At 61.0% G+C, this 14,522-nt stretch carries 11 protein-coding genes and 1 tRNA gene; 1 reads left to right on the top strand and 11 read right to left on the bottom strand.

The window, feature by feature from the left end; all coding sequences use genetic code 11:
• Position 1 precedes the first annotated feature (1 nt).
• The 10 genes from era to topA all read right to left on the bottom strand — a co-directional run bounded on the left by era (position 2) and on the right by topA (position 12,935).
• Positions 2-877, bottom strand: coding sequence for a GTPase Era (era, locus tag KIT10_13615; GenBank protein ID MCW5900299.1), 876 nt, complete (start codon positions 875-877; stop codon positions 2-4).
• Positions 878-920: 43 nt separating this feature from the next.
• A tRNA-Met gene (locus tag KIT10_13610) sits at positions 921-993 on the bottom strand.
• 56 nt (positions 994-1,049) lie between these two features.
• Complete coding sequence (locus KIT10_13605; protein ID MCW5900298.1) at positions 1,050-2,993, bottom strand: ABC-F family ATP-binding cassette domain-containing protein; 1,944 nt, start codon at positions 2,991-2,993, stop codon at positions 1,050-1,052.
• A 66-nt stretch (positions 2,994-3,059) separates the two neighbouring features.
• Positions 3,060-3,920: a gliding motility protein GldN gene (gene gldN, locus KIT10_13600; GenBank protein ID MCW5900297.1), complete on the bottom strand. Its 861-nt coding sequence runs from the start codon at positions 3,918-3,920 to the stop codon at positions 3,060-3,062.
• Between the two features lie 21 nt (positions 3,921-3,941).
• Positions 3,942-5,561, bottom strand: coding sequence for a gliding motility protein GldM (gene gldM, locus KIT10_13595; GenBank protein ID MCW5900296.1), 1,620 nt, complete (start codon positions 5,559-5,561; stop codon positions 3,942-3,944).
• 94 nt (positions 5,562-5,655) lie between these two features.
• Positions 5,656-6,447 carry a gliding motility protein GldL gene (gldL, locus tag KIT10_13590; GenBank protein MCW5900295.1) on the bottom strand — a complete coding sequence of 264 codons (792 nt, stop codon included), beginning with the start codon at positions 6,445-6,447 and terminating at the stop codon, positions 5,656-5,658.
• Between the two features lie 95 nt (positions 6,448-6,542).
• Positions 6,543-7,904: an SUMF1/EgtB/PvdO family nonheme iron enzyme gene (locus tag KIT10_13585; GenBank protein MCW5900294.1), complete on the bottom strand. Its 1,362-nt coding sequence runs from the start codon at positions 7,902-7,904 to the stop codon at positions 6,543-6,545.
• Between the two features lie 119 nt (positions 7,905-8,023).
• On the bottom strand, positions 8,024-8,956 hold the full coding sequence (locus tag KIT10_13580) for a type IX secretion system membrane protein PorP/SprF (GenBank protein MCW5900293.1): 933 nt from the start codon (positions 8,954-8,956) through the stop codon (positions 8,024-8,026).
• A gap of 157 nt (positions 8,957-9,113) precedes the next feature.
• Positions 9,114-10,286: a formimidoylglutamase gene (locus tag KIT10_13575; GenBank protein MCW5900292.1), complete on the bottom strand. Its 1,173-nt coding sequence runs from the start codon at positions 10,284-10,286 to the stop codon at positions 9,114-9,116.
• Between the two features lie 129 nt (positions 10,287-10,415).
• Positions 10,416-12,935, bottom strand: a complete 2,520-nt coding sequence (topA, locus tag KIT10_13570) for a type I DNA topoisomerase (GenBank protein MCW5900291.1) — start codon at positions 12,933-12,935, stop codon at positions 10,416-10,418.
• Between the two features lie 233 nt (positions 12,936-13,168).
• On the opposite strand from topA, the gene msrB reads away from it, so the two are divergent.
• Positions 13,169-13,702, top strand: a complete 534-nt coding sequence (msrB, locus tag KIT10_13565; protein ID MCW5900290.1) for a peptide-methionine (R)-S-oxide reductase MsrB — start codon at positions 13,169-13,171, stop codon at positions 13,700-13,702.
• On the opposite strand, the gene KIT10_13560 is transcribed toward msrB, so the two are convergent.
• Positions 13,665-14,438, bottom strand: a complete 774-nt coding sequence (locus KIT10_13560) for a hypothetical protein (GenBank protein ID MCW5900289.1) — start codon at positions 14,436-14,438, stop codon at positions 13,665-13,667. The two genes, msrB and KIT10_13560, sit on opposite strands and share 38 nt — an antisense overlap.
• Positions 14,439-14,522 lie beyond the last annotated feature (84 nt).

Raw genomic sequence — 14,522 nt, 5'->3', positions numbered from 1 at the left:
ATCAATATCCGTATCGCTTCAACTTCTTCTCGTCCTCGCGCCAATCGGGGTCCACCTTCACACGCAGGTCGAGGAAGACCTTGGTGCCCAGGAACCGCTCGATGGCCAGGCGCGCCTCGGTGCCCAGCCGACGCAGGGCTTTCCCACCCTGCCCGATCAGGATGCCTTTCTGGCTCTCCCTCATCACGATGACATCAGCCTGAATGCGTGTGATGTCCTCGCTCTCCTCGAAGCTGTTCACTGTCACCTGTGTGCTGTAGGGGATCTCCTGCTTGTAGAGGTCCAGGACCTTTTCGCGCACCAGTTCGCTCACGAAGAAACGCATGTTCCTGTCGCTGAGGTCCTCCTTGTCGAAGTAGGGCGGATGCTCCGGCAGATGGTCGATGAGATATCGCCGCAGTTCATCCACATTGAGTCCGTGCAAGGCGCTTATGGGAACGACCTTGGCTTGGGGGAAAGCGGCCTGCCAGGCTTCGAGGGACGCCAGCGCATCGTCGTCCGTGGCGGTGTCCACCTTGTTCACCAGCACCACCACCGGCCCTTGGAATCGTTGAACGCGGTCCACCACATTGGCCGATCGTTCGGGCCGCTGGGCCCACTCCACCAGCACGATGAGGATGTCGGCATCCGTGAGGGCTTCATCCACCGCGTGCATCATGCGTTCCTGCATCCTGTACTTCGGATCCAGGATCCCGGGCGTATCACTGAGGATGAGCTGGTGGTCATCTCCGTTGAGGATGCCCAGGATGCGGTGCCGGGTGGTCTGCGCCTTCGGATTGACGATCACCAGCCGCTCGCCCAGTAGGGCATTGAGCAGGGTGCTCTTCCCCACATTGGGTTCGCCGATGATGTTGACGTATCCGGCTTTGTGCGTCATGGGTCGAAACAAAGAACCCCGGCCTTGGCCGGGGCTCTCATCGTAGCGGGGGCAGGACTCGAACCTGCGGCCTTCGGGTTATGAGCCCGACGAGCTACCATCTGCTCCACCCCGCAATGGGGCGCAAATATAGATCGGGCGGCTAGAATGGCGACAAAAGCGGGACGGGGGGTCAGACTTCCTTGCCCTCGCCAAGTTCCTCCAGCCGCAGAGCGGTGCTTTCCCATTCTTCCATGGTGGCGGCGATGCTTTGGGCGATCTCGCCGAGTTTGGCATATCCCCGCTCCACTTCATCGGCCGGAAGACCTCCTTTCATCACGCGCTCCTGGAGTTCCTTCTCCTCGCGCTCCAGGCCGGCAAGCCGGTCCTCCAGGCGCTTCACCTGGTTCTGCACCCGCCGCAGTTCCTTTTCGCGCTCACGGCGAGAGTGATGATCGTCCCTATCGCCCTTGGCCGCGGGGGCTTTCATGGCTTTGGGGCGCTGGGTGTCGCTCTTGCCGATGTCCGCACTTTGGAGCGCCTTGCGCTTCTCGATCAGCTCCAGTATGTCCATGTGCTGATCCCGGATGCGGTGGTGGTCCAGTTCCAGGATGCGGTTGGTGAGTCCCGTGAGGAAATCACGGTCGTGGCTCACCAGCAGGAAGGTGCCTTCGTAGCTCTTCAGGGCCTCCTTCAGCACATCCTTGCTCTGGATGTCCAGATGGTGCGTGGGTTCATCGAGAATGAGGAAGTTGAGCGGCTTGAGCAACATGCAGCATAGGGCCAGGCGCGCCCGCTCACCGCCACTGAGCACCTTCACTTTCTTGTCCACGTCCTCCCCGCTGAACATGAAGGCGCCGAGCATGGCGCGCACCCGGGTGCGGTTCTCCTCGCTGGCTGCGTACTCAGCGGTCTGCAGCACGGTGAGCTTGGGATCCATGCGCTCGGGCATATCCTGGGCGTAGTAACCCGGAATGACGTTGTGGCCGAGGCGGATCGCGCCTTCGTAGGGCTCTTCCCCGACGATCATGCGCACCAGGGTGGATTTGCCCGTGCCGTTGGCGCCCACCAGCGCGAGGTGCTCGCCCTTGGCGATGATCAACTCGGCATTGCGGAAGATCACCTTGTCCCCGTACGCCTTGCTCACCTTGAGCACTTCGCAGACGATCTTACCGGATGCGGGCGCCGGGGGGAATTTCACCAGCATTTTCCGCAGGTCCTCATCCTCCACCTCGATGCGATCGAGCTTTTCGAGCTTGGTGATCAGGCTTTGGGCGAAGGCGGCCTTGCTGGCTTTCGCGCGGAACTTGTTGATGAGCTTCTCGGTCTCCTGGATGTACTTCTGTTGGTCCTTGGCGGCGGCGGAGAGTTGCTCGCGCTCGACCTTCCGCAACTCCACGAACTTGCTCCAGGAGGCCTTGCGGTCGATGAGTTTGCCGTTGGCCACCTCGATGGTGCGCGTGGTGAGGCGATCCAGGAAGGTCTTGTCGTGCGAGATGAGCACCAAAGCGGCCGGATAGGTGCGGAGCAGGTCCTCCAGCCATTGGATGGCGGGAAGGTCGAGGTGGTTGGTAGGTTCATCGAGGAGGAGCAGGTCAGGCCGCATGAGGAGGATACGCGCGAGCTCGGCCCGCATCCGCCAGCCACCGCTGAGCTCGGACAGCGCCCGGTGCATGTCATGCCCCACGAATCCCAGCCCCTTGAGCATGCGCTCCACCTGCATATCGTGATCCGCCGCACCCAGGGCGTTCAGACGCTCATGCGCGTGCGCGAGGAGAGTGGCCAGTTCAATGGCCTCCTCATCGCTGGTGGCCTTCTCCAGATCGGCGGTGATGCGGTCCAAGGAGGCCTCCAGTTCTCGCGCTTCCGCGAAGGCCCTTTCAGCCACCTGCCAGGGGGTCAACGCCAGATCGTGCGTCATTTCCTGGGGCAGGTAGCCCATGGTCAGGTCGCGCGGTCTGCCGATGGTACCGCTATCATAGGGCTGCTTGCCGGCGAGGATCTTCAGCAGGGTACTCTTGCCCGCACCGTTCCTGCCCACCAGCCCGATGCGATCATCGGTGCCGATGAAGAACGACACCTCGTCGAACATCGGTCGGACGCCGAAATGGAGCGTTAATCCTTGTACGGTCAGCATGGAGGGGCGCAAAAGTAGCGAAGCCCCGCAGGGCGGGGCTTCGCAGAATTGCCTTACGGCGCAGGATCAGAAGTTCCAGAGATCATGCTCGAACTCGAAAAGCGCCTGCTTGATGGCCTCACCTTCCAACAAGGCATCGAGGCCGGTCTTGTAGTCGCTCAACTGGCGGTCGTACACATTGCTCCACTTGGTGATGTAACTGCTGAACTGGCGCTTCCAGAATATGTCTTCGAAACTGCGACGCTCCGCATCGTTCTCCCGGTTGAAGGCGTCCCAGTTGGCGAAGACATATCGGCACTCCGGGTAGTAGAGCCAGAACAGCGGGGCGTATCCGCGGATCTCACCATCATCGCCACGCATCTCCTTCATGGGGGCGATGCCGATGATACGGATCTCCATGGAGGACCGCTGCTTGTCGAAGATCCAGTCCTCCTTGATCCGGTACATTTTGATGTCGCGGCTCTCCAAGGGAATATCCTGAACCACCATCTCCATGTCACCGGTCTCCAGTGATTCGGTGTATTGCGTGTCCACCCGCATGAACATCTCCTTGAGTTCAGTGGCCAGGAGCGGTTTGCGGAATTCATCGTCGGTGAGCAGCGGACCGGCATCGTAGGCGGTGATGGAGCCATCGACCATGAGGCCCTGCCGGATAACATCGAAGAGGCTCTTGCGGTCGTTGATCGGCTCAGTGGGGTAGTAGAGCGGGTGGTTCATCTTCTCCCGCAGATCGACGGTGCGCCATACGCGGCGCATCCACATCACATCGGCTTCACGGATGGACACGTACGGGACCACCCGCTTGGTCTTCGTGTGCTCCTTGATGTAGGCCCCGTCGAGCACGGTCTGTGCGTCCACCTCCGGGGCGCCCCATGCGGCGGCCACTGCTATCGCGGCGGCGGCCATGATGTTCCTGCAGGTCCTCATCGTTGGATCGATCGGTTTGAATTACACCACCTTGAAGGAGAGCGAACCCAGATTGCGGACCGTGCCATCGGGGCCTCTCGCCTTGATGCCTTCGATGTAGATCTTCTGGCCGGGCTTCGCCTTGTTGAACATCTCCTTCATGTCACCGCTCACCGCGGGCCCCTTGGTCATTTTCTCGATGGGAGTACCACCCACGATCATGGTCACCTTGAACTCCACGATGTCGAACTTCAGATCGAACTCGAAGTCGATCATCCGGGCGATCACACCCTGCGCAGCGGTGAGCTCGGCCTTCTTGATGGTCTCGTCGTTCACGCTCTTGCCCGCGAAGAAGGGTTGCGGGCTGGGCACGTTCTTCACCCTGAACTCCACGCCGGGCATGGTCTTCTTCGTACCATCGGGGTTGGTCACCGTACAGCTGATCAGCGCCTTGGAATCGCTGCCGGGGCGTACGGTATAGCCAGCGGTGGCCTTGGTGAGCGTACCGTTGGACATGCTCGGTGCGATGTCCTTGGCGCTGTAGCCGGATACGCTGATGTCCACGGGGTTGTCAACGCCGCGGTAGAAGACATTCATCTTGGTGGGGCTGACGACCAGGTTGGGGGTCGCCACCTCATAAGAGGTCTCAAAAGTCTCGATCTGCTCTTCGCCCCCCACCGGTTTGAACTTGATGATGCCGCTCACCGTCCGAAGACCGGAACCAGAAGCGGTCTGCTCCAGCTTGGCCTTGGTGCCTTCCATTGGCAGCTTGATGGATTCGCCGATGATCTTCTTGGCGGCGGTGTCCACCTTGGCACCCGGTCCTGCGATATACACCTCCGGGGTGTTCTGGTCATCATAGGCCCCCAGGAAGATCTCCGCGCGATAGGTTCCGCCAACGGTCACATAGCTGCTCTGCGGCTTCACGATGGCCGTGAGCTTGTTGAACTTGAAGCTCTCACCCTCCACCTCGCCAAGCATCCAGTTGACAAGTTCGTTCTCGGAATTGCGCACATCCATCTGCACCTTGGAAAGGATGGTGACACCCGCGGCCAACGGCACATGATAGAAATTCAGCGCCTCCCAGCTCACGGGTTTGCCACCAGAGTCCTTCCGTTCGCTGAAATCGAACATGCGGTCCATGTTCTCCACGATCACCTGATTGTCGGCACCGATGCGCTTGAGCATGTCGCGGAACTCCTCCAGCTTGGAACGCAGTTCGAGCGCCGTGTAAGGCCCTTCCTTGGGCACACCCGGATCGCCCATGCCCATCATGTTGGTGAGCACGGTGTAATTGTCCTTGCCCTTCACCAGTTCAAGAGGCCGGATCATGGGCTTCCCATTGGGGTCGCGCAATACCACGGAGTCCATGGGCAGCTTGTCCGTGCCGGCGATCAGCCTGGCCTTGATGCTGTCGATATAGGCCACCATGCCATCGGCCGCACGCTGCACCTCCTGTGCGGAGGCGTGGGCCGCGCCATACTTGGCCGCGTTCTCACCCGCCAGCGAACCGAAGGTGGTGTAGGTCTCGGACATCTTCTCGGCGAGTGTGCCCTTGGTGATGCCAAGGCCCTTGTCCACCGTGACGAAGCTGTCGAGTATCTCTTTAGAAACGTTCAATGCCAGCAGCGCGGTCAACACGAGATACATCATGTTGATCATCTTCTGCCTGGGCGACAATTTTCCACCTGCCATCTTGCTCCTGCGGGTTTGTCCGGTTCCGTTCGTTCAAGGTCTGGTGCATGCGCCGATGGCGTCAGCGGCTGATGGTCATGGCGGCGAGCATGTTGCCGTAGACCTGGTTGAGCTTGGAGAGGTTGTCGCTCAACACGGCGATGTTCTCCTTGTAGCGCTTGGTATCATCCACCGAGTTGCGCAGGTTGGTCAGCATGTCTGCCATGCCCTCGAACATCTGGTTGGCCGCCTCGAGCTTCTCGCGGCTGCCGCGCAGTTGCAGTTCGTACATCTCGTTGAGTGCGCTGAGGTTCTGGCTCATGCGCTGCAGGCTTTCCCCGGCGTTCCTTCCGGCATCGGCGTTCTGCGTAAGACCCACGAGACTTTCGCTGGCCTTGGCGTAGGAGTCGCTCAGGTCGCTGACACGCGCGGAGGCGCTCTTCAGGCTGTTGGCGTATTCATTGGTCGCGGAAGCCGCCCCGGTGATCTCGCCCATCTGGCGCGCCTGGTCGCTCAAGGAGCGCATGCCATCACCCAGGCTCGCGATGAGTTCGGGTTCGATCCTGGCGCTTTCCAGCATGTCGTCCAACTGCTCGGTGATCGAACGCTGGTCCTCCTTTTTGAATTCATCACCCTCGGCGCGGTCGCCGGTGGCGAGCTCGGGGTAGACCAGACTCCAATCGGGATCCTCATGGGGTGGCTCGAAGGCCGAGAAGAAGAAGATGATCGCCTCGGTACTGAGGCCGATCACCAGGAATAGACTGGCGCCCGGCCAGTGCTCAATCTTGAAGAGTGCGCCTACGATCACGAGGGCGGCGCCCCATCCGTAGAGCTTGGCCATGAAGTTCTTCCACTTCTTGCTGCCTGGTTTCATCGTCGATCCTTGCTTTTGATGGTTGTCTGAAGAGGGTTCAATGTCAGGAATGCTCCGGGGCCGCCCTGGTAACGTGCTTACCGTCGGTCATCGGATCAAAGGTCCTCGGCGTTCACGGCCTTGCCGCGTCCCAAGTAGGTCATCACGGAGCGGAAGCCGATGTACGACTTGGCCGTATCCTGGTACTCGTAGCTCCGGGTGCCGGTCTGGATGAAGTAGCCGATGTCCTTCCAAGAGCCGCCGCGGATGACCTTGCGCTTCAGGGAAGGCGGGTCGTTCTGGAGCGCGTCGTACTGGTACTCGGGGTTCAGGTCATGGGCGAAATCATACACGCTCTCGTCGAAGGCGGTGCTTGTCCATTCGGACACATTGCCTGCCATGTTGTAGAGGCCGTAGTCATTGGCCGTGTAGCTGTCCACGGGCACGGTATGGAAACCGCCGTCATCCACGTAGTTGCCATGCAGGGGTTTGAAGTTGCCCAGGAAGCAGCCCTGGCGATTGCGCACGTAGGGGCCGCCCCACGGATATGGCGCCAGGTCCAGACCTCCGCGTGCCGCGTACTCCCACTCGGCCTCGGTGGGCAACCGGAAGCGGTTCACATAGGCGTCACCCCCACGGTCGAGCCAATTGTTCATCAACTGGGTGCGCCACACATTGAAGGCGTTGCACTGCTGCCAGGTCAGGCCCACCACGGGATAATCGTCATAGGCCGGATGCCAGAAATAGTTCTCGGTCATCGGCTCATTGAAGGCGTAGGTGAAGTCATGCACCCACACCAAGGTGTCCGGATAGACCGGGATGATCTCCTTGATGATGAACTTCGACCGGTCGCTGTGACCGCGGATGGCGTTGTTCTGGCCCTTGACGTTGGTGTAGCTCAGATCGAGGTCACGCGCCCAGTTGGTGGGGGTACCCTTTCGCGCCGCTTCCTTCAGATCGATCCAGTAGTACTCGAAGAGCAACTTCCGCGTATCGATCTCCTTCTGCTGGTAGAAGCGCTCGCCTTCGGAGAGGAACATCTCGTACAGCACCTCACGCTCCTCATCCCCATACCAGTTGATGCGTGGCTTCCAGTTGATGCGCGGGGGATCGAGGTCCTCCCCGTACTCGTCCTCGAAGAACACATGTTCGCCGATATCCTCATCCCCCAGGATGCGTTTGGCGATGGAGTCGCGTACATAGTACACGAACTGGCGGTACTCGTTGTTGGAGATCTCCGTCTGGTCCATGTAAAAGGCCTGGACCGACACGGTCTTGCTCTTGGTCACGAGCGCATAGGGCACATCCTGGTCGCTGGGTCCCATGACGAAGGAGCCCATGCCGATGTAGTTCATGCCGTAGGGGTCCACCTGGTACCAGGAAGGTCTGCCCTGGACACCGATCAACTGCCCTTGACCACCTCTGCCACAGCTCGCCAGCAAGCCTATGGCACAGAGATACATGATGGGACGTTCCATGATCTTCCTTGTTTGTCGCAGTGGGTTTCCTTGCAGGGATGCCTGGCGCGGGTGTTCGGGTAAGCGGACAACTACGACGAGGCGGTCTACGACAGTCTGGTTGTGTTGGTTTCCGTGGCTCACAGGAAGCGAACGTTCCTGTAGATCTGCAGGTCCGGTTTCTTCTCCAATAGGACGCAGTAGTTCACCATGACCTCATGGCTGCCACTGCTGTAGTTCCTCAGTTGCGAGGTGGTGACGTCATAGCTGTAGCCCACGCGAAGCATGGACTTGCCATTGGGCATCTTGTGCTGGTATCCTATCATGGGGGCGATGGCGTCCTCAGTACGGTAGGAAACGCCCAGCCACACCATGCTATTGTAGAGGAAAGTGGCGTTCACGTCGAACTGGGTGGACGTACCGTCGGTCTTGATCAGGGTGGACGGCTGCAGCACGTACTTCGCATCACCGCCGATCTTCCAATCGTAGCCTGCCTGGACCCAATAGTGGCGGCGCATCTTGATGCTCACATCATCGAGTTCCGTCTCGGGGAGGTGGGTGCTGGAAAGGCCTATCCAGAAAGTGGGGGATGCATAGTACAGCCCCGCGCCAAGATCGAAGCCTCCCTGGCTTTGGCCATTGTCCGGGATGGCGGCATCGGTGGCCACACCATCCGTGGCGATCCAATCCCGGCCCAAGGTGTGGCTGCCCAGCCCCGCATAGAGGCCGATGCCGAAGGTGCCAGCGCCCAGCTTCCTGTGGAAGGAGTAGTGCAGCCGTGCGAAGGTGCTCTTCTGCTGGCCCAACTCATCCAGGTACACCGACAGGCCGATGCCACTGCTGATCTTGGCCAGGGGCATGTGCGCATTGAGGAGCCCGGTCTTGGGGGCGCCATCAAAGCCGGTCCACTGCTGGCGGAGCAGCGCGGTGGCGCAGAGTTGGCCTGTGGTGCCTGCCACGGCCGGGTTGATCGACAGGCGGTCGAACATGTATTGCGTGAACTGCGGGTCCTGCTGGGCGAATGAAACGCTGCCAAGGACCGCGCAAACCGCTGCGGTAGCTATCCCCCTCATCTTGTCGGTTCGTTCTTGTTAAGCACGATCGGGCATGCGATAGCCGCCCGATCGGTGTTGATCCCGGCGCCAATATAGCAACAAACCGAAACGGCCAAATCCGGATCCCTTTCGCCGGACCGTCCACAAAGACCCACCAACCTCCCCTCTCAGCCGTTCAAGCCAGCTTCTGGAAGGTCCGCCACCAGCGATCGGGCACTTCCTCACGGCAAGCCATGCGATAGTCCGAGTAGGAGCACGGTACGAGATGGTGCCTTTCGAATCGCGCTTCCTGCTCTGCCCGGTAGGGTATGTCCATCCACCAGCGGTCGCTCACCTGGCTCTTGTAGAAGACCAGGTCCTGATCATGTCCGCGTATGGGTATTCGGAAGCGGGTGAAGCGTTTGCGGTCCAGCCAGGGAAGATCGTTGGTGCGGCTGCGATGGCCATCGAGGAAGCACCAGACCATCTGGGCGGCGAGTTGGGCGGTGACCCCGTCCACATCCCGCGTTGGGTCCAGTTCGTAGATCCCAAGCGAACCGACCTTCTCGCTGACGCCCGCATAACGCATCAGTTGGCAGATCTCCTCGGCGTGGAATCCATTGGGACCCGGGCGCGTGGTCCCAGGGGCATCACTGCGACGAATGGCGCTCATGTCCACGCTCAAGGTGTCGGCATTGCGCAGCAAGGGTTCCGCATCGGACAGGTCCGCCCGCAGCTCGCCCAGCCGATGGGCATCGAAGTAGAGTTTGTCCATCAGGGCGATGCCTGGCTGGTCCACCAGGTAGGTCTGGAAGCCCAGGTTGCTGTAATTGAAGAGGTAGTTGGGTTGCCGCAGCACGATATGGCTCAGGTAGCTGGTGTCGGCAAGGCCCTGCCCGGGCTCACCCAGATCGAAGCGCGCATCGATGCAGGCCAGGTTGGCGGTACGCTCCAGCCGCTCGTAAGCGAGATACTGGGAATAGGTGTGCCCCTGGCCACCGCCCAGCATGATCGGCAGGATGTTCATGCGCAGCAGTTCCGCGATGGTCTCGGCCACGGCATGTTGGGTGTCCGAGGCGCTGGCTCCAGGATGGATGTCCCCCAGGTCCACGAGCCGGGCCTCCCCGGCTGGTGCGTAAAGGGCATAGAGGTGCTCGCGTATGGCGTCCGGAGCTTCCACACATCCCCTGGGGCGTGCATGCCCGGGATCGTCCAGCACACCGAAGAGGGCCACTTGCGCGCCTTCCAGCCGGGGGAATTCCTGTCCTTCCAGATGGAACAGGGTGGAGTCACCAAGCGAATTGGCGGGGAGATCGGGTCTGCCGCCACCAAAGCGGGCCGACGGCTTGAAGTAGATGCTCAGGTCCATAAGCGGATGGGGCACCCTCTCCGGTGCCCTTGGCGAAGTTCGCAGGCATGGACCGCAGGGGACGGTCGCCCGGCCGGCGACATGCCCACAGCAATGTGTTGGAAACGGCCGCCCCCTGATCGGGGCATCTCAACGCGGGGTGCGCTTCCGGGCCGCACTGCGCCGTGCCCCACCTTTCTTCTCCGGTGCTTCAGCGATAAGCTTGGTCACCTCCTCCAGTGTCAGGTCCTTCGGTTCCTTGCCCCCTGGGATCTTGGCATTCTTCTTACCGTCCGTGATATACGGTCCGTATCGGCCGTCGAGCACCTGGATGTTGGAGCCCTCGAAATCCTTCAGGATGTTCTGCTTCGCGCCGGCCTTCTTGGCCTGGATGAGTTCGATGGCGCGCTCCAGGGTCACCGTGGCGGGTTCCTCCCCTTTCGGGATGTTCGCGTAGAGCTTGCCGAACTTCACGAAGGGTCCGAAGCGCCCCCGGCCCTGCACAATGGTCTCGCCCTCATACTCACCCAGTTCACGGGTAACACTGGCGGCCTTCTTCTGATCGATGAGTTCGATGGCCCGGCGCAGGTCGATCTCCAGGGGGTCGTCCTCGGCGGTGAGGCTGGCGAATGTGCTGCCGAGTTTCACATAGGGTCCGAACCGCCCCACGCCCACGATGAGCTCCTCCCCTTCATGGTTGCCGAGGGTGCGCGGCAGTTTGAAGAGGTCCATGGCCTCCTCGTAAGTGATGGAGCCTATGCTTTGGTCCTTGCGCAGGCTGGCGAAGCGTGGCTTCTCCTCGTCCTCCGCCTCGCCGATCTGGATCATGGGCCCGAAACGGCCGATGCGCGCGTACACCTTCTTGCCACTGGAGGGGTCCACGCCCAGTTCACGTGCGCCGGTGGCCTTCTCAGCGGTATCCTTCACCGTGCCGATGGTGGCGTGGAAAGGCTTGTAGAAGCGGGCGATCATCTCGCGCCAGTTCTCCTTCCCCTCGGCGATCACATCGAACTCCTCCTCCACCTTGGCGGTGAAGTTCAGGTCCACGATCACGGGGAAATGCTCCACCAGGAAGTCGTTCACCACCATGCCGATGTCCGTGGGGAAGAGTTTCTGCTTTTCAGCGCCCACGTTCTCCATGGCGGTGGTCTCCTTCACCTGCCCATCGGCCAATGAGAGGACCCGGTACGGGCGCTGGACGCCGTCGCGGTTCTCCTTTACCACGTAGCCGCGCTTCTGCACCGTGCTGATGGTGGGCGCGTAGGTGCTGGGACGCCCGATGCCGAGTTCCTCCAGCTTCTTCACCAGGCTGGCCTCGGTATAGCGCGGCGCGGGCCGGTCGAAGCGCTGCGTGGCGGTCATCTCACGCAGGCCGAGTTGTTCGCCCTGACGCATCTCCGGGAGCAGGCCCTCCTGTTCCTCACTGTCCTCATCATCCTTCCCTTCCATGTACACTTTCAGGAAGCCGTCGAAGAGGATCACCTCACCCTGCGCCCGCAAGCTTTCGTCGGGCCGTGTGCTGATGGCGATGTCCACCACCGTCTTCTCCAACTCGGCATCGGCCATCTGGCTGGCCAGGGTGCGCTTCTGGATGAGGTCGTAGAGGCGTTCGGCATCGCGGTCGGCACCGGCACTGCGCACCCGCATGTCGGTGGGGCGGATGGCCTCGTGGGCCTCCTGCGCGCCCTTGCTCTTGCTGGTATATCGGCGCGGTTTGCTGTAGCGGTCGCCGTATTGCTCCGTAATGGCCTCCTTGGCCGCCTCGATGGCCAGGTCGCTCAGGTTCACCGAGTCGGTACGCATATAGGTGATGTGCCCCTGCTCGTAAAGGCCTTGCGCGATGCGCATGGTGCGATCCACCCCATAGCCCAGCTTGCGACTGGCCTCCTGTTGCAGGGTGCTGGTGGTGAAGGGCGCTGCGGGCGAGCGTTTGCCGGGTTTCTTCTCCACGGCGGAAACGGTGAAGCCGGCGCCGATGCAGCCTTGCAAGAAGGCCAGGGCCTCCTGCTCCGTGGCGAATCGTGCTGGCAACTCGGCCTTCACGGTGGCGCCCTTCTCGGTGGTGAGTAACACGGTGATCCGGAAGGCGCTCTTCGCATCGAAGTCCAGGATCTCACGCTCGCGTTCCACGATCAGGCGAACGGCCACGCTTTGCACGCGGCCCGCGCTGAGGCTGGGCTTCACTTTGCGCCAGAGCACCGGGCTCAACTCATAGCCCACCAAGCGGTCCAGCACGCGTCGGGCCTGCTGGGCATCCACCAGATGCACGTCGATGCCGCGCGGCTGGGCCATGGCCTCGGTGACGGCCTTCTTGGTGATCTCGTTGAAGGTGATACGCTTCACCTTGTCGTCGGACAGTTCCAGGGCTTCCTTCAAGTGCCAGCTGATGGCCTCCCCCTCGCGGTCCTCATCAGTGGCCAGCCACACGGTGTTCGCCTTGTCCGATTCCTTCCGCAGTTCCTTCAAACGTGCCTTCTTGTCGTCCGGGATGATGTACACCGGCTCGAATCCGTTCTCCACGTCCACACTCAGGTCGCGCTCCGGCAGATCGCGCACATGGCCATAGCTGCTCAACACTTTGAAGCCCTCTCCCAGATACTTCTCTATGGTCTTCGCCTTGGCGGGCGACTCCACGATCACCAGATCCCCTGTCGTGCTCTTCTTGGCCATGTCCGGAACGCGTTAGCGGCGGCAAATAAAAGGTCATCAGCAACGACCACACCCACACCGCACCCATCCATGGATATACTTCCCCTTTAGGGGGAAGGATTTTTTCCACAAGCGAGGATGTTGGGGGGGGTGGAAGGTCGGACCGGTCGGAGCATGGAATGAACGGTGCATGCCGCGGATGCGTTATCCAGCGGAACTTCGCCACATCCGCCATGCCCAAGTCGCACCCGAACATGACCCTGGCCCTGCTGACCTTGTTGATACTGGGCACGGGAAGCTGCGCGGGGCAGACACGACCCAAGAACTCCACCGCCATGGATGACATGACCCAGTATGACCACAGGAGCAATCCCTACTACTCGCACACGGACACCAGCAAGCTGGACGTACCCGAGAGCGAATGGAAGAGGCTGTTGCCACCGGAGCTGTACCGCATCGCCTTCGAGGCGGGCACCGAGCGCGCCTTCACGGGCAAGTATTGGGATTTCGAGGGTATCGGCACATACGCCTGCGCGGTGTGCGGCAATATCCTCTTCCAGGCCGATGCGAAGTTCTCCAGCAGCTGCGGTTGGCCGAGCTTCTTCCAACCCGAACGAAAGGAAGCGATGAAGTACCATGAGGACCGGAGCCACGGCATGGTGCGCACCGAGGTCACCTGCGGACGATGCAGCGCCCACCTTGGCCATGTGTTCGACGATGGGCCGAAGCCGACGGGCTTGCGGTATTGCATCAATTCGGTGAGCCTGGAGTACCTGCCGGAGCATTGATCATGCCCTTGTTCTTCACAGGCGCTCCCGCCCTGAAGGATCGCCACAAGCCCTGGCCCGGACTGGCCCAGGCGAGTCCAATGGTAAGCCCCATGTCGTGGCCACCCATGCCCACACTGGCCGCTTCCCACTTCAGCATGGAGCTGAGCGCGATGCTCCAATAGGGGTCGATCGCCACGGCCAGATGCCGACCCATGGGATAGCGGAGCCCCAAACCGACCAGGAAACGGACATCGCCACGGAAGTCGTTGGCAGGTCCAGAGGGGATCACCGTGCTCTTGTAGAACTCGGGCAAGGACCATTCCTCCAATCTCCCTTCCACGGTACTGCTGCCGAACTTGAGACCGATCTGCGGTCCAAAGCGTACCACACCGATGCCACGGTCGTCCAGGGAAAATTCAGGGAGGATGGACATATACAACAGGTCCAGCGCCACATCCATGGTGTGGAGGTACTGGTAGTCCAAGCTACCGCCTTGGGTTCGCATCTGGAATTCACGATGGACATAGCGTAGCTCGGCACCCAGGTCCACCTTGCGGGTGCTCCGCTCCCGGTAATGCAGCGCGACGGTCCATGGCAGGGATTGCCCGGAATTGAAGCGAACCGCCGAACCCGGCCGGTGAGCCTTGTTGGCGTACATCACATAGGCATACCCACCTGCCGAGAGTCCCAGATCATATTGGCCTTGGGCGGTAAGGCCCATGCCGCAAAGGACCAGGCAGGTGAGAAACCGCATACCACCAAAGATCGTGGTCCAACCTGCATCCATGTACGGCTCCTGCCAGCTTGTCAGCACCCCCGTGCCCTGTACCTTTGCGGC

Source organism: Flavobacteriales bacterium (assembly GCA_026129465.1).
GTDB lineage: Bacteria > Bacteroidota > Bacteroidia > Flavobacteriales_F > PHOS-HE28 > PHOS-HE28.
The sequence above is the reverse complement of the archived record's forward strand: the minus strand, read 5'-3'. Positions and strand labels throughout refer to the sequence as shown.

Coding starts and splice junctions, on each gene's coding strand:
- era (MCW5900299.1), bottom strand. CDS start 877: ATGACGCACAAAGCCGGATACGTCAACATCATCGGCGAACCCAATGTG.
- KIT10_13605 (MCW5900298.1), bottom strand. CDS start 2,993: ATGCTGACCGTACAAGGATTAACGCTCCATTTCGGCGTCCGACCGATG.
- gldN (MCW5900297.1), bottom strand. CDS start 3,920: ATGAGGACCTGCAGGAACATCATGGCCGCCGCCGCGATAGCAGTGGCC.
- gldM (MCW5900296.1), bottom strand. CDS start 5,561: ATGATCAACATGATGTATCTCGTGTTGACCGCGCTGCTGGCATTGAAC.
- gldL (MCW5900295.1), bottom strand. CDS start 6,447: ATGAAACCAGGCAGCAAGAAGTGGAAGAACTTCATGGCCAAGCTCTAC.
- KIT10_13585 (MCW5900294.1), bottom strand. CDS start 7,904: ATGGAACGTCCCATCATGTATCTCTGTGCCATAGGCTTGCTGGCGAGC.
- KIT10_13580 (MCW5900293.1), bottom strand. CDS start 8,956: ATGAGGGGGATAGCTACCGCAGCGGTTTGCGCGGTCCTTGGCAGCGTT.
- KIT10_13575 (MCW5900292.1), bottom strand. CDS start 10,286: ATGGACCTGAGCATCTACTTCAAGCCGTCGGCCCGCTTTGGTGGCGGC.
- topA (MCW5900291.1), bottom strand. CDS start 12,935: ATGGCCAAGAAGAGCACGACAGGGGATCTGGTGATCGTGGAGTCGCCC.
- msrB (MCW5900290.1), top strand. CDS start 13,169: ATGACCCTGGCCCTGCTGACCTTGTTGATACTGGGCACGGGAAGCTGC.
- KIT10_13560 (MCW5900289.1), bottom strand. CDS start 14,438: ATGCGGTTTCTCACCTGCCTGGTCCTTTGCGGCATGGGCCTTACCGCC.